The sequence below is a fragment of the Pseudomonas sp. IT-347P genome, assembly GCF_949768005.1.
In the GTDB taxonomy this organism is placed as follows: domain Bacteria; phylum Pseudomonadota; class Gammaproteobacteria; order Pseudomonadales; family Pseudomonadaceae; genus Aquipseudomonas.
The window spans coordinates 667,555-683,091 of record NZ_CATKPQ010000033.1 but is presented as its reverse complement, the minus strand read 5'-3'; the positions used below and the strand labels follow the sequence as shown (position 1 = coordinate 683,091).

Below are 15,537 nucleotides of genomic sequence, written 5' to 3'. Positions count from 1 at the left end.
TTATTTTCCGCGTTGAAATGATGGAGCGTTCATGTTCGTCCAGATTCTGGGTTCGGCCGCCGGTGGCGGTTTTCCGCAGTGGAACTGCAACTGCGTCAATTGCGCAGGCTTTCGCGACGGCAGCCTGAATGCCAAGGCCCGCACCCAATCGTCCATCGCGATTTCCGATGACGGTGTGAACTGGGTACTGTGCAACGCCTCGCCAGACATCCGCGCGCAGCTGCAAAGCTTCGCCCCGATGCAACCGGGCCGCGCCCTGCGGGACACCGGCATCAGCGCGATCATCCTGATGGACAGCCAGATCGACCACACCACCGGCCTGCTCAGCCTGCGCGAAGGCTGCCCGCATCAGGTCTGGTGCACGGACATGGTTCACGAAGACCTCAGCACCGGTTTTCCGCTGTTCAAGATGCTCACCCACTGGAATGGCGGATTGAACTGGAACCGCATCGAACTGGATCAGAGTTTCACTGTGGCAGCCTGCCCGAACCTGCGTTTCACCCCGCTGCCCTTGCGCAGCGCCGCGCCGCCCTACTCGCCGCACCGCTTCGATCCGCATCCGGGCGACAACATCGGTTTGATCGTTGAAGACCTCAATACCGGCGGCAAACTGTTCTACGCGCCGGGTCTGGGCAAGGTCGATGCGCCGCTGCTGGAGATCATGGCCGGCAGCGATTGCCTGCTGGTCGACGGCACGATGTGGGACGACGATGAAATGCAGCGCCGTGGCGTTGGCACCCGTACCGGTCGCGAGATGGGCCATCTGGCGCAGAACGGCCCTGGCGGCATGCTGGAAGTGCTGGAGCAGCTGCCGGAGCAGCGCAAGGTGCTTATCCACATCAACAACACCAATCCGATTCTCGACGAGGATTCGCCGGAGCGCGCGGAGCTGGCGCGGCGTAATGTTGAAGTGGCGTTCGATGGCATGAGTATTGTGCTGTAAGCATTTGAGACCGCTGCGCAGTCTATCGCGAGCAGGCTCACTCCTACATTGGAATGCGATCACCTGTAGGAGTGAGCCTGCTCGCGATAAGGCCGGCACAGACACCAGATATTTCTAGGGTTGTTCCCCGGAGAACCGCAATGACCGACACCGCAATGTCCCCCACCGAATTCGAAGCGGCCCTGCGCGCCAAAGGCGCCTACTACCACATCTACCACCCCTACCACGTGGCGATGTACGAAGGTCGTGCCACTCGCGAACAGATTCAGGGCTGGGTCGCCAACCGCTTCTACTATCAGGTAAACATCCCCCTGAAAGACGCGGCGATCCTCGCCAACTGCCCCGACCGGGAAATCCGCCGCGAATGGATTCAGCGCCTGCTCGACCACGACGGCGCCCCCGGTGAGGATGGCGGTATCGAAGCCTGGCTGCGCCTCGGTCAAGCGGTCGGTCTCGACCCCGATCAACTGCGCTCCCAGGAATTGGTATTGCCCGGCGTGCGATTCGCCGTCGACGCCTACGTCAACTTCGCCCGTCGCGCCAGTTGGCAGGAAGCCGCCAGCAGTTCGCTGACCGAACTGTTCGCGCCGCAGATCCACCAGTCGCGCCTCGACAGTTGGCCGCAGCATTACCCGTGGATCGACCCGGCCGGCTACGAATATTTCCGCACCCGTCTCGGTCAGGCGCGGCGTGATGTCGAGCACGGTCTGGCGATCACGCTCGAGCACTACAAGACGCGCGAAGGCCAGGAGCGCATGCTGGAAATTCTCCAGTTCAAACTGGACATTCTTTGGAGCATGCTCGATGCCATGAGCATGGCCTACGAACTGAACCGCCCGCCGTATCACAGCGTGACCGAACAACGGGTCTGGCATAAAGGAATTACCTTATGAGTTTCGACCGCAGCAAAGTTCCGAGCTGGCGTCCCGGTTACCGCTTCCAATACGAACCGGCGCAAAAAGGCCATGTGTTGCTGTACCCGGAAGGCATGATCAAACTCAACGAAACCGCCGCGTTGATCGGCGGTTTGATCGACGGTGAGCGCGATGTCGCGGCGATCATCGCCATACTCGATGAGCAGTTCCCCGGCGTGCCCGAGCTCGGTGACGACATCGAGCAATTCATGGAGGTTGCCCGTGCGCAGCACTGGATCGAACTTGCCTGATCTGCCGCCCAAGCCTGAAGTCGGCCTGCCGCTGTGGCTGCTCGCCGAGCTGACCTACCGCTGCCCGCTGCAATGCCCGTACTGCTCCAATCCACTGGATTTCGCCGAGCAGGGCAAGGAGCTGAGCACCGAGCAGTGGATCAAGGTGTTCCGCGAAGCGCGGGAGATGGGCGCGGCGCAACTGGGTTTTTCCGGGGGCGAACCGCTGGTGCGTCAGGACCTGGCCGAGCTGATTCGCGAGGCGCGCCAGTTGGGCTTCTACACCAACCTGATCACCTCCGGCATCGGCCTGACCGAGCAGAAAATCAGCGACTTCAAAAAGGCCGGGCTCGATCACATCCAGATCAGTTTCCAGGCCAGCGACGAGCAAGTGAACAACCTGCTCGCCGGCTCGAAAAAGGCATTTGCGCAGAAGCTGGAAATGGCCCGCGCGGTGAAGGCCCACGGCTATCCGATGGTGCTGAATTTTGTCACCCATCGGCACAACATCGACAAGATCGACCGCATTATCGAACTGTGCATTGCGCTTGAGGCCGATTTTGTCGAACTCGCCACCTGCCAGTTCTACGGTTGGGCACAACTCAATCGTGTCGGCCTGTTGCCGACCCAGGAACAACTGGTGCGCGCCGAGCGCATCACCAACGAATACCGCGCCAGGCTGGAAGCCGAAGGGCATCCGTGCAAGCTGATTTTCGTCACCCCGGATTACTACGAAGAACGTCCGAAAGCCTGCATGAACGGCTGGGGCAGCATCTTTCTGACGGTCACCCCGGACGGCACCGCCCTGCCCTGCCACGGCGCCCGACAGTTGCCGGTGCAATTTCCCAATGTGCGCGATCACAGCATGCAGCACATCTGGTACGACTCGTTCGGTTTCAACCGCTTCCGTGGTTACGACTGGATGCCCGAGCCATGCCGCTCCTGCGACGAGAAAGAAAAAGACTTCGGCGGCTGCCGCTGCCAGGCGTTCATGCTCACCGGTGATGCGAGCAACGCCGACCCGGTATGCAGCAAGTCCGAACATCACGGCGTGATCCTCAAGGCCCGCGAAGAAGCCGAGACCGCCACCCAGACCATCGAACAACTGGCCTTCCGCAATGAACGAAACTCGCGCCTCATCGCCAAAGGCTGAGCCTTTCAGCGCTTCGCAAGCCGTCGCCGCCGGCATGGACTTCGCCGAGTTGCAGCTCGGTGCCAACGGGTTGTTCTGGAATGAATACCGCCCGGAAGATGCCGCGTGCCGGATCTGGCATTGGCGCGATGGTGTGGCGAAATGTCTGACACCGGATGGCTTCAGTGTGCGCAGTCGGGTGTACGAATATGGTGGTGGTGCGTTTTGTCTGACGCCGGATGGGGTGGTTTTCGTCGCTGAGGCCGATCAGCAGTTGTATCGGCAATCGCTGGATGGCGAACCCCAAGCGCTGACCTCTGGGGATTGTCGCTACGGCGATCTGCACTTCGCCGATGGCCGGGTGTTGGCCGTCGAGGAACAGCTGGATCAACATCGACTGGTAGCGATTGATCTGGCGGATGGCGCGCGACGTGTGCTGGCCGAGGGTGCGGATTTCTACGCGGCGCCTATCCTCAGCCCGGATGGTCAGCGTTGGGCGTGGATCGAGTGGAGCCGGCCTCATCAGCCTTGGACTTCAACACGATTGATGGTGGCTGACGGTGATTTTTCTGCGCCCCGTTGCGTGGCGGGAGACCAGGTTGAGGAGTCGATTCAACAACCGCGATTCGATGCCGAAGGTCGTTTGTACTGCCTGACTGATCGGGGTGGTTTCTGGCAGCCGTGGGTTGAAACTAGCGATGGCTTGAAACCAATGCTCGCTGCGCAGGCCGATCATGCTCCGGCGCCGTGGCAACTCGGCGGCTGCACTTGGTTCCCTGTTGGAGATTCCTTTTTAGCCAGTTGGAGCGAAGGTGGTTTTGGGCGTCTGACGCTTGGCGATGAAGATTACACGGGGGACTACAGCCGCTTCCGCCATTTGGCGCTGGATGCACAGAACATCTACTGCATCGCCGCCTCGCCGATCAGTCCTTCGGCGGTCATCGCTATTGATCGAACCAGCCGCGAAGTGAATGTGCTGGCCGGTGGTGTTGCGCCCCTGCCCGCTGAACGCATCAGCCGTCCGCAAACCCTGCGCTACCCAAGCGGTACAGGTGAAGCTCACGGTTTCTTTTATTCAGCCATGAGCGGCGAGACAAAACCGCCGCTGGTGGTGTTCATCCACGGCGGCCCGACATCAGCCTGCTACCCGATGCTCGACCCACGCATCCAGTACTGGACGCAACGCGGCTTTGCCGTCGCCGATCTCAACTATCGCGGCAGCAGTGGTTATGGCCGCGAATATCGGCAAGCGCTGCACTTGAGCTGGGGTGAGGTGGATGTCGAGGATGCTTGCGCCGTGGTGAATTATCTCGCCGAGCAGGGATTGATCGATGGTGAACGGGCGTTCATTCGTGGCGGCAGCGCGGGCGGCTACACAACGTTGTGTGCGCTGGCGTTCAAACAAGTCTTCCGCGCCGGAGCGAGTTTATACGGCGTTAGCGACCCGGTTGCATTGGCTCGCGCAACGCACAAATTTGAAGGTGATTATCTGGACTGGTTGATCGGTGATCCCGAGCAGGACGCCGAACGCTACGCGGCCCGAACACCGTTGCTGTACGCGAGCAACATTCGCGTGCCGGTGATTTTCTTTCAGGGTGAGCTGGATGCGGTCGTTGTCCCGCAACAGACTCGCGACATGGTCACGGCACTTGAGGAGAACGGCATCCCTGTCGAAGCGCACTACTACCCCGACGAACGCCACGGCTTCCGACGCGCCACCAATCAGGCGCATGCGCTGGAACAGGAATGGAAGTTCTATCGGCGGGTGATGGAACTGGCGGACTGAACACCGAGTCGCTCCCTTCGCGAGCAAGCTCGCTCCCACAGAGATTGTGTTGATAACACGACCACATGTGGGAGCGAGCTTGCTCGCGAAGGCTATCTATCTGACGCCGCTGACCTCAGCCTATCTGACGCCGCTGACCTCAGCGCTTGGCGATGATATACACCGCATGCACGATCCCCGGAATATACCCGCACAGCGTCAACAGAATGTTCAACCAGAACGCCCCGCCAAACCCGACCTGCAGAAAAACACCCAGTGGCGGCAACAGAATGGCGATGATGATGCGAATGAAGTCCATGGGTCAGCTCCTGAATGGGGGTTGGCTCACATGAGCCATACAAGCTAATCGACCCGCGCCGTTCGTCAGGGTTCAGTGCAACTGCCATGTGATCGCCACCACCCCGCTCAAAAAAACGCCCCACGCCAAAAGAATCAGGCGTGGGGCGTGCGTTATACCGCGAGACGGTTCTGGAAATCGGCTGGGAAACTTCAGCTCAGACGGCAATCCCTTTGCGGCATTGCAGTTGCGCGGTGCGCACTCGCGAGAACGCACGCCCCAGGCGCAGGAGCATTTCGTCGATGTTTGTTTTGCTGACGGTGAGTGCCGGGGTGAAGCGCAAACAGTTGGCCTGCGGCGCGTTGAGCAGCAAACCTTCGTGCAGGGCGGCGTGGACCACGGCGTCGGCGGAATCGTCTGACAGGGACAGTCCGTAGAACAGGCCTTGACCGCGCAGTTCGCCGTGGTCGTAGCGGCAAGCCAGTCGGGCCAGGCCTTCGCGCAGATGCTGGCCGTTATCGTAGACCTGCTGCAGAAAACTGCGATCGTAAACGCTGTCGAGCACCACCAGCCCTGCCGCTGTCATCAGCGCATTGCCATGATGCGTGCCGCCCAGTTCACCCGCGTCGAAACAACACGCCTTGCCCCGCGCCAGCAGCGCCGCCAGGGGCACACCGCCGCCCAGGCCTTTGCCGAGCACGACGATATCGGCGCGTACGCCGTAGGACTGTTCGGCGAGCAAGGTGCCGCAGCGGCCGATGCCGGTTTGCACTTCGTCGAGAATCAGCAGAATGCCCAGCTCTCGGCACAGACGTTCAACACCTTTGAGGTAGTGCTCGGTCGCCGGCACGACCCCGGCATCGCTCTGGATCGGCTCAAGCATGATCGCCACGGTTTGCGCATCGACCGCCGCGTGCAGGGCCGGCAAATCGTTGAACGGTACCAGATCGAAACCCGGCAGCAACGGCGCAAAACGATTGTGCAGGTTGCAGCTGTCGGAGGCGGAAATCGTCGCCAGACTGCGGCCATGGCAACCCTGCTTCGCGACAATGATTCGCGAGGCGCCGCCACGATGCAGTTGGCCCCATTTGCGCGCCAGTTTGATCGCCGCTTCACAGGCTTCGCTGCCGCTGTTGAGCAGATACGCCTGATCGCTGGAGGTGCTGGCGCATAAACGTTCGGCGAGGCTGAGCATGCCGCGATTGTGCAAATTGAAACCGGGATTGATCAGCGCCTGCGCCTGGCTGCTGATGGCTTTGACCAATGCCGAAGGACTGTGCCCAAGACTGTTGGCGCCACCGGCCTGGGAAAAGTCGAGATACGCGCGATCATTGCTGTCCCACAACCAGGAGCCCTGACCCCGAACGAACACCTGCTGCGGCCGTTCGACGCTGGGCATCAGGCGCTCGGTACGCAGATTTTCTTTGATATCAGAAGGGTCAGCCTCAAAGGCGAGGTCATCAAGACTCGGCGTCTGGCGCCGCAGACTGAACAGATTCATTGAAAAACACCTCGCTCAAGGTGTTTTGAACTGCCTATGTAAACCCTGTCGAAGCGAACGCTACTCATCGCGCTTTCTGGCCCTGTAAGCCTTGTGAATGCGGTTAGACTAGGCTCACTGAGGCCTGCGGGCCATTTCGATTTCTCAGCATTTTCGATAAGCGTTACTTATGGATTTCAAACAACTGCGTTATTTCGTCGCGGTCTACGAAGAAGGCCATGTCGGCCGCGCCGCTGAACGGCTGTCGATCTCGCAACCGGCACTCTCGCAACAGATCCGCCAGCTTGAGCAGAACCTCGACGTCACCCTGTTCGAACGCAGCAGCAAGCGTCTGCTGCCAACCCTTGCCGCGCACACCTTGTACAACCACGCCCTGCCGCTGCTCGACGGATTACAGCGGGCGCGCGAGGCGTTGGGCAACTTCAAGGGCCAGGCCGTGCGCACACTGGCGATCGGCGTGCTGCAAACGGTGCATACCAGTCTGGTGCCGCAAATGCTCGAACGGGTGCGCAAGGCACAGCCACATCTGGTGGTGCAAATCTATGAATTGACCGGACTTGAGATCGAGCGGCGTTTGCTCAACGGTTCATTGGACATCGGCATCAGCTATCTACCACCGCGCCAACCGGGCCTGCATGGCGTCATGCTGTACGAAGATGAACTGACACTGGTGATCCCGGCCGATCATCCATTGCGCGAGTTCAAGAAAGTCTCGATGCGCCAGGCGGCCGAACTGCCGATGTTGCTGCTGGGCGAAGAGTTTCAGATCCGCCAGATCTGGCAGGCGCAATTGAGCGCGCTCGGGCGTCGCCCGCAAGTCCAGGCCGAGTTGAACAATATGGTGGGGATTCTCGACAGCCTGCCGCACACCAGACTGGCGACGGTGCTGCCGGGGCGTTCGCAGAAAGAGTACGGCGATCAGGATCTACTGTGGAAACCGCTGAGCGAACCACGGGTGCCGCTGAAGGTGGGCCTGGTGTGTCGCGATGTGCAACGTCAACAGGCATCGTTGGCGCTGCTACGGACTTTGCTGGAGGAAGTGATGGAGCGTGAGGTGAGACCAGCGCTGGATCCGCTGACCTGAGCACTTTTCTTCAGGCAAAAGAAAACCCCGCCGAAGCGGGGCTTTGCAGACTGTTTCCCTGACATCCATTTCACTCCGCCACCCTGGCAGAATCCTACGTGTCCGTGTTGTTGCTTTGCGCTTCCTGCGCGACGTCCATGAAATGTAGATTAGCCGTGGATCCAATCTACGCCTATGGGAGAACAGCAGCACGTCATGTAAGAAAATGCTTACATGACGTCATCGCATCAGAATTGCGCCGCATCCAGCAGGAACAACGACTCGCTACCGGCCTTCACCGACGCACTCAATGAGTGAATACGCGGCAGCAGACGGGCGAAGTAGAAGCGCGCGGTACCCAGTTTGCTGGCGTAGAAATCGTCTTGCGCTTCTTTGCCCAGCGAAGCTTTGGCCATCAATGCCCACATGTAGGCATACGCCGTGTACCCGAATGCTTGCAAATATTCGACCGAGGCCGCGCCAATTTCGTTCGGATTGTTTTTCGCCCGATCCAGCAACCACGAAGTCAGCTCGTCGAGGGTGTCGACAGCCTCGTTCAGCGGCCTGGTGAATTCGCCCAGATCGGCGTTCGCGGTTGCAGTGAAATGGCGGATCTCGTCGGCAAACAGCTTGTAGAACGCGCCACCGCTGCCGACGATCTTGCGCCCCACCAGGTCCAGCGCCTGAATGCCGTTGGTGCCTTCGTAAATCTGGGTGATGCGCACGTCACGCACCAATTGCTCCTGACCCCACTCGCGGATGTAGCCGTGGCCGCCGAAAATCTGCTGGCCATGCACGGTGGTTTCCAGCCCCAGATCGGTGAGGAATGCTTTGGCCACCGGCGTCAGTAACGCGACCAGATCTTCGGCACGCTTGCGGGTGGTGGCGTCTTCGCTGAACTTGGCGGTGTCGAGTTGCATCGCCACGTAGGTGGAGAACGCACGGCCGCCTTCGTTCGAGGCTTTCATGGTCAGCAGCATGCGCCGCACGTCCGGGTGAACGATGATCGGGTCAGCCACTTTGTCTTTGTTCTGCGCGCCAGTTGGCGAACGGCTTTGCAGACGGTCGCGGGCGTACTCGATGGCGTTCTGATAAGAGCGCTCGCCGGTGGCCAGGCCCTGAATGCCAACGCCCAGACGCTCGTAGTTCATCATGGTGAACATCGCGGCCAGGCCCTTGTTCGGCTCGCCGACCAGATAACCCACGGCTTCGTCGAAGTTCATCACGCAGGTCGCGGACGCCTGGATACCCATTTTGTGTTCGATCGAACCGCAGTTCGCCGGGTTGCGTGCGCCCAGACTGCCGTCGGCATTGACCATGAACTTCGGCACCAGGAACAGCGAAATACCCTTCGGACCCGCCGGGGCGTCCGGCAGTTTGGCCAACACCAGGTGAATGATGTTTTCGGTGAGGTCGTGTTCGCCACCGGTGATGAAGATTTTGGTGCCGCTGACTTTATAGGAACCGTCGGCCTGAGGCTCGGCCTTGGTGCGGATGATCCCCAGATCGGTGCCGGCGTGCGGCTCGGTCAGGCACATGGAACCGGCCCAGATGCCGGCGTACATGTTCGGCAGATACGCGGCTTTCAGCTCTTCGCTGGCGTGGGCGTTGATCGACAGGCAGGCGCCGGCCGTAAGCATCGGATACAGACCGAAGGACAGGCTGGCGGAATTGACCATTTCTTCAACCTGCGCGGACACGGCTTTGGGCATGCCCATGCCGCCGTAGGCCGGATCACCACCGACGCCGACCCAGCCGCCTTCGGCATAAGTCTGATAAGCCTGTGGGAAACCTGCCGGAGTGGTGACGGCACCGTCGGCCCAATGGCAACCTTCTTCGTCAGCGGCACGGCTCAGTGGCGCGATGCTTTTGCTGGTGACCTTGCCGGCCTCTTCGAGAATGGCTTCAACGGTTTCGGCGTCGACGGTCTCGGCCAGCGCCGGCAGTTCGGCCCAGAGTTTGGCGACCTCGAACACTTCATTGAGGACGAAGCGCATATCGCGCAGCGGCGCTTTGTAGTCAGCCATGGCAAACCTCGCAAGATCTAAACAGGTGATTCGTGGAATGGTGTTTTCGTTGAGCCGGAGTGTACCTCAACAACTTTTGCGACACATAGGGTCAACCGGTGACTGTTTTGTTATTTTTAGTCACCAGAAAAAGATCGCAGCCTTCGGCAGCTCCTACAGGTAAAACCGGATCCCGTGTAGGAGCTGCCGCAGCCTGCGATCATTTGATCGTCCTTAAAGCGCAAACATGTCGGCAGGCAGTTTCATCAGACAATCACTTCCCGCCTCGATCGCCGCCCGATGCGCTGCCGTACGCGGCAACAAACGCCTGAAGTAAAACTCGCACGTCGCCAATTTACCCCGCAGGTAATCCGCCTCGCCCTCGCCCTCGCCCGCCTCCAGTTGCGTCTGCGCCACCAAGGCCATGCGCAACCACAGATAACCGAGGATGATGTAACCGCTGTACATCAGATAATCCACCGACGCCGCGCCCACTTCATCCGGGTTTTTCATCGCCGCCATGCCGATTTTCATGCTCAGGTCGCCCCACTGTTGGTTCAGCTCATTGAGCTGCGCAACGAAGCTGCCCAGTTGCGGGTGTTCGACGTTGGCCGCGCAGAACTTGTGGACGATTTTGGTGAAGCCGCGCAACAACTTGCCCTGACTGCCCAGCACCTTGCGCCCGAGCAGATCCAGCGCCTGAATGCCATTGGTGCCTTCGTAGATTGGCGCAATCCGGCAATCGCGCACCAGTTGCTCCATGCCCCATTCGCGAATGAACCCGTGTCCACCGAACACCTGCATGCCGTGGTTGGTCACTTCCAGGCCGGTGTCGGTCATGAACGCTTTGCAGATCGGCGTGAGGAACGCCAACAAATCCTCGGCCTCCTGACGCGCCTCTGCATCGCTGCTCAGATGTGCGACATCGAGCAACTGCGCAGTGAAATAAGTCAGCGCACGGTTGCCTTCGTTAAAGGCTTTCATGGTCAGCAGCATGCGCCGCACGTCCGGGTGGACGATGATCGGGTCGGCTGCTTTATCGGGGGCTTTGGCGCCGGTCAGCGCGCGCATCTGCAAGCGGTCGTTGGCGTATTTGATCGCGCCCTGGAAACTCGCCTCACCCAGACACAACCCCTGCATGCCGGTGCCGAGCCGCGCGTGGTTCATCATGGTGAACATGCAGTTGAGGCCCTTGTTCGGCTCGCCGATCAGATAGCCTTTGGCGCCGTCGAAATTGAGCACGCAGGTGGCCGAAGCCTTGATGCCCATTTTGTGTTCGATCGAACCGCAGGACACGCCGTTGCGCGCACCGGCTTGCCCCGCCGCATCCGGCAGGAACTTCGGCACGATAAACAGCGAAATGCCTTTGGTCCCGGCCGGCGCATCCGGCAGTTTGGCCAGCACCAGATGGATGATGTTGTCGCTCATGTCGTGCTCGCCGGCAGAGATGAAAATCTTGCTGCCGGTGACCGCATAACTGCCGTCTGCCTGAGGCACGGCGCGGGTCTTGATGATGCCCAGGTCGGTGCCGCAATGGGCTTCGGTCAGGCACATGGTGCCGGTCCACTGGCCGGCGGTGAGTTTGCTCAGGTAGGTGTCTTTCTGCTCGGCGCTGCCATGGGCATGGATCGCCGACATCGCGCCGTGAGTCAGGCCCGGGTACATGCCCCAGGACGTGTTGCTCGAGCCGACCATCTCACTGATCACCAGCCCCAGCGAACTCGGCAAGCCCTGGCCGCCATAGGTCGGATCTGCCGCCAGACCGTGCCAGCCGCCTTCGACGTATTGTGCGAAGGCTTGCTTGAAGCCTGTAGGCGTTGTCACTACGCCGTTGTCGAAATGGCAGCCCTCTTCGTCACCGCTGCGATTGAGCGGCGCGAGCACGTTCTCGCAGAACTTCGCGCCCTCCTCGAGGATCGCGTTGATCATGTCCGGGCTGGCGTCGTGGGCGCCGAGAGCGGCGTAGTTGCTGTGGAAGTCGAAGACGTGGTCAATCAGAAAGCGCATGTCGCGCAGGGGAGCTTTGTACTCAGGCATGGTGGCTTCTCCGTCAGCAGATTTCTCCAACCTACTGCCGGCCACCACACCCCACAATCACTGTCCAGACGCTGAATGCGCCGTCATCACTCAACCTGCGGCTGTGTCCATACGCACCGCGCCACGGCGGTTTTGCCCAAACGCCATCACGCAGTTACGCCCCGCCCCCTTGGCGCTGTAGAGCGCCTGGTCAGCGGACTTCAGCACCTCTTCCGGGGTGCGCTGCTCGATCCGTTCGGCGACGCCGATGCTGACGGTGACCGAAACGCTGGAAGCACCGGCACCGGCACGGCGCTGCCGACCTTGCTGATCATCCTGCGGACGATTTTCCTGATTGCGCAACTGGATGTTGTAGGAAGCAATCGATTCGCGGATCACCTCCAGGTGTGGCATGCATTCTTCAAGGGTCTTGCCTGCAAACACCAGAGCAAATTCTTCACCGCCATAGCGATATGCCCTACCGCCACCGCTGATTTTCGACAGTTTGCTGGCGACCAGGCGCAACACCTGGTCACCGACATCGTGGCCATGGGTGTCGTTGAATTTCTTGAAGTGATCGACGTCGCTCATCGCCAATACATAGTTGCGACCGAGGCGCTGCATGCGTTCGTTGAGCGCGCGACGGCCCGGCAGACCGGTGAGTTCATCGCGGAAGGCCATTTGATAAGCCTCGTGCGCAACGGCGGCGGCGATCATCAACATCACCTGACTGCACATGATGTTCAGGGTAAACGGCAGGATGAAGGTTTTCGGCAGCATCCAGAACACACCGAGCAAGCCAACCAATTGCGCTGCATGCAGCGGACGCGGATTGCGCCAGTACTGCCAGGCCAGTAGCAGGAACGCCGAGATAAACACCGGATACGAGAGCTGGATCAGACTCATCCACGCACCGTGCAGCGCTGGCCAGCGAATCTCCGAGAGCCAGATCAGCAATGCCTGGGGATAACTTTGCTCAAGGCCCAGTGCCACGCTGCCAAAGGCCAGCAACACGGCGAAGCGCGCAACCATGTCCTGGAACAGATGCGTGCGCTCCTGCCACGCCGCAAACAGACCAAACAACAACGGCAGCAATAAACAGACGAGATGGAAGACTACCGCAGCGTCTTCGCGGACCTTGCCGTTGTCGCGGTAATAGTCGGTCTGTGTATCGAGCAGAAAGTAGGCGATGTACACCGTGAGCATCAGAAACAGTTCGCGCTGACGTCGATAAACCGCGCAATACGCGCCGCCCAATAGCAGGACCAGCGTAGGCAACACGTTGAACAGTGAGGTGAAGAACACGTTGAGGTCTTTGACATACGCAGCCGCCAACCCCGCAAGTAACAACAGCAGTGAAGGGAGAAAATGGCTGAAACGTACAGCGGAAGAACGCGGCAAGGGTAAGCTCCGACCCGTCATGGCAAAGAGATAGCATTGTGCCTGCAAAGAGCAGCCAAGCCCAAACAATGTGATCCAGATCACACGCAGTCTCTTTAACGGCCGGAACCCCGACTATCTGAGCGATTCACCAATAAAAAAACCGCTACCCCCTAACGGGAGCAGCGGTTTCATGAGACTACGTCAAGGCTTAGTAGCCCAGCGCGAAGTCTTCTTCTTTCATGTCCATCAGGTTGTTGGCGCCCGACAGCATGGTGGCCACGTGGGTACGGGTACGCGGCAGGATGCGCTGGAAGTAGAAGCGCGCGGTTTGCAGCTTGGCAGTGTAGAACGCCGCGTCACCGCTGCCTTCTGCCAGTTTCTCGGCAGCGACACGCGCCATGTCGGCCCAGAAGTAAGCCAGGCAGGCATAACCGGAGTACATCAGGTAGTCCACGGACGCCGCGCCGACTTCTTCGCGATCTTTCATGGCGGCCATACCGACCTTCATGGTCAGCTCGCCCCATTCCTTGTTGATCGCGGCCAGCGGTGCGACGAACTCTGCAACGGCTTCGTTGCCTTCGTTGTTCTGGCAGAACTTGTGGACGATCTTGGTGAAGCCTTTCAGGGCCTCGCCTTGCGTCATCAGCACTTTACGGCCCAGCAGGTCGAGTGCCTGGATACCGGTAGTGCCTTCGTACAACATCGAAATGCGGCTGTCGCGAACGTTCTGCTCCATGCCCCACTCGGCGATGAAGCCGTGGCCGCCGTAGATCTGCACGCCGTGGTTGGCGGATTCGAAACCGACTTCGGTCATGAACGCTTTAGCGATCGGGGTCATGAATGCCAGCAGCGCGTCAGCCTTCTTTTTCTCTTCTTCATCAACGCCGTATTTGACGATGTCGACCTGTTTGGCAGTGAAGTACACCATCGCACGGTTGCCTTCGGCGAACGCCTTCATGGTCAACAGCATGCGACGTACATCTGGGTGGACGATGATCGGGTCAGCGGCTTTGTCCGGCGCTTTCGGGCCAGTCAGGGAGCGCATTTGCAGACGATCGCGAGCGTACTTCAGGCCGCCCTGGAAACCGATTTCGGCGTGGGCCAGACCTTGCAGCGCGGTACCCAGACGTGCGGTGTTCATAAAGGTGAACATGCAGTTCAGGCCTTTGTTCGCCGGGCCGATCAGGTAACCGGTGGCGCCGTCGAAGTTCATCACGCAAGTGGCGTTGCCGTGGATGCCCATCTTGTGTTCCAGCGAACCGCAGCTCACCGCGTTGCGAGCACCAACGGTGCCATCTGCGTTCGGCAGGAACTTTGGAACGATGAACAGCGAGATGCCTTTGGTGCCAGCTGGAGCATCCGGCAGGCGGGCCAGCACGATGTGGACAATGTTGTCGGCCATGTCGTGCTCACCGGCCGAGATGAAGATCTTGGTGCCGGAAACTTTGTAGGAACCATCAGCCTGAGGTTCGGCTTTGGTGCGCAGCATGCCCAAGTCAGTGCCGCAGTGCGGTTCGGTCAGGCACATGGTGCCGGTCCATTCGCCGGAAACCAGTTTGGTCAGATAGGCTTCTTGCTGCTCAGGAGTGCCGTGCTCGGAGATGGTGTTCATCGCGCCATGCGACAGGCCTGGGTACATGCCCCACGACCAGTTGGCTTCGCCAACCATTTCGCTCACTGCCAGACCCAGCGACTCAGGCAGGCCCTGGCCACCATGCTCAACGTCGTGCGCCAGGCTTGGCCAGCCGCCTTCAACGAATTGCTTGTAAGCCTCTTTGAAGCCAGTCGGGGTTTTCACGCCGGACTCGCTCCAGGTGCACCCTTCGAGGTCGCCCACGCGGTTCAGCGGTGCCAGTACCTGCTCACAAAACTTGGCGCCTTCTTCGAGAATGGCGTCAACCATGTCCGGAGTTGCGTCTGCGCAAGCCGGAAGGCTCTGATAGTGCGCTTCGTAGCCGAGCAGTTCGTCACGAACGAAGCGAATATCACGCAAGGGGGCCTTGTAGTCAGGCATAGCGATAAACCTCTGCTGATGTAACCGGGAATGAACGACCGTGTTGATTTGTTGTGACGGTCAAACAGTTGTTTGAAACATACGTTTACGCCGAAATCTTGTCAAGCGTCGATCTTTTGCCGTTCGTCATCGCATCTTTTAAACGCCGGACACAGCAAAGCGCCATGCGCTCGACCGAGCCACGGCGGCTAAAGAAAGATTAGTTGAGGGAGAAGGACTTACAACGAAAAACGCCGCGACAAAGCGCGGCGTTCAGGATGCAGCTGGCGAAA

At 59.8% G+C, this 15,537-nt stretch carries 12 protein-coding genes; 6 read left to right on the top strand and 6 right to left on the bottom strand.

From position 1 onward, the window contains the following. Positions 1-31: 31 nt before the first annotated feature. The 5 genes from pqqB (at position 32) to ACM6IV_RS15885 (ending at position 5,005) form a co-directional block, all read left to right on the top strand. Positions 32-943: a pyrroloquinoline quinone biosynthesis protein PqqB gene (gene pqqB, locus ACM6IV_RS15905; protein ID WP_103520389.1), complete on the top strand. Its 912-nt coding sequence runs from the start codon at positions 32-34 to the stop codon at positions 941-943. 140 nt (positions 944-1,083) lie between these two features. Beyond that, entirely contained in the window at positions 1,084-1,836 is a 753-nt protein-coding gene (gene pqqC, locus ACM6IV_RS15900; protein ID WP_414870709.1) for a pyrroloquinoline-quinone synthase PqqC, read from the top strand. Beyond that, positions 1,833-2,108 carry a pyrroloquinoline quinone biosynthesis peptide chaperone PqqD gene (gene pqqD / locus ACM6IV_RS15895; RefSeq protein WP_414870708.1) on the top strand — a complete coding sequence of 92 codons (276 nt, stop codon included), beginning with the start codon at positions 1,833-1,835 and terminating at the stop codon, positions 2,106-2,108. The genes pqqC and pqqD overlap by 4 nt, the downstream gene beginning before the upstream one ends. Continuing rightward, positions 2,101-3,240: a pyrroloquinoline quinone biosynthesis protein PqqE gene (gene pqqE, locus ACM6IV_RS15890; RefSeq protein ID WP_414870766.1), complete on the top strand. Its 1,140-nt coding sequence runs from the start codon at positions 2,101-2,103 to the stop codon at positions 3,238-3,240. The genes pqqD and pqqE overlap by 8 nt, the downstream gene beginning before the upstream one ends. Beyond that, positions 3,206-5,005 carry a prolyl oligopeptidase family serine peptidase gene (locus ACM6IV_RS15885; RefSeq protein WP_414870707.1) on the top strand — a complete coding sequence of 600 codons (1,800 nt, stop codon included), beginning with the start codon at positions 3,206-3,208 and terminating at the stop codon, positions 5,003-5,005. Before pqqE ends, ACM6IV_RS15885 begins: the two co-directional genes overlap by 35 nt. A 139-nt stretch (positions 5,006-5,144) precedes the next feature. Here the strand turns inward: ACM6IV_RS15885 and ACM6IV_RS15880 are convergent, their stop codons facing one another. Together ACM6IV_RS15880 and ACM6IV_RS15875 are read right to left on the bottom strand one after the other, a co-directional pair. Beyond that, a complete protein-coding gene (locus tag ACM6IV_RS15880; RefSeq protein ID WP_003228885.1) occupies positions 5,145-5,303 on the bottom strand; it encodes a YqaE/Pmp3 family membrane protein in 159 nt (52 codons plus the stop codon). A 196-nt stretch (positions 5,304-5,499) separates the two neighbouring features. After that, entirely contained in the window at positions 5,500-6,783 is a 1,284-nt protein-coding gene (locus ACM6IV_RS15875; protein WP_414870706.1) for an aspartate aminotransferase family protein, read from the bottom strand. 169 nt (positions 6,784-6,952) lie between these two features. Here ACM6IV_RS15875 and ACM6IV_RS15870 point away from each other — a divergent pair, with 169 nt between their 5' ends. Next, on the top strand, positions 6,953-7,867 hold the full coding sequence (locus ACM6IV_RS15870; RefSeq protein ID WP_414870705.1) for a LysR family transcriptional regulator: 915 nt from the start codon (positions 6,953-6,955) through the stop codon (positions 7,865-7,867). Positions 7,868-8,094: 227 nt separating this feature from the next. Here ACM6IV_RS15870 and ACM6IV_RS15865 read toward each other — a convergent pair whose 3' ends face one another. The 4 genes from ACM6IV_RS15865 to ACM6IV_RS15850 form a co-directional block, all read right to left on the bottom strand. After that, the gene (locus tag ACM6IV_RS15865) at positions 8,095-9,873 is read right to left on the bottom strand and encodes an acyl-CoA dehydrogenase C-terminal domain-containing protein (protein WP_414870704.1); all 1,779 of its coding nucleotides are present in this window, start codon (positions 9,871-9,873) and stop codon (positions 8,095-8,097) included. A 213-nt stretch (positions 9,874-10,086) separates the two neighbouring features. Beyond that, on the bottom strand, positions 10,087-11,889 hold the full coding sequence (locus ACM6IV_RS15860; RefSeq protein ID WP_414870703.1) for an acyl-CoA dehydrogenase C-terminal domain-containing protein: 1,803 nt from the start codon (positions 11,887-11,889) through the stop codon (positions 10,087-10,089). 90 nt (positions 11,890-11,979) lie between these two features. Beyond that, positions 11,980-13,269, bottom strand: a complete 1,290-nt coding sequence (locus ACM6IV_RS15855; RefSeq protein ID WP_414870702.1) for a GGDEF domain-containing protein — start codon at positions 13,267-13,269, stop codon at positions 11,980-11,982. A gap of 190 nt (positions 13,270-13,459) precedes the next feature. Then, positions 13,460-15,265 (bottom strand): phenylacyl-CoA dehydrogenase, encoded by a 1,806-nt coding sequence (locus tag ACM6IV_RS15850; RefSeq protein WP_414870701.1) that lies wholly within the window; start codon positions 15,263-15,265, stop codon positions 13,460-13,462. Between the last annotated feature and the right edge of the window lie 272 nt (positions 15,266-15,537).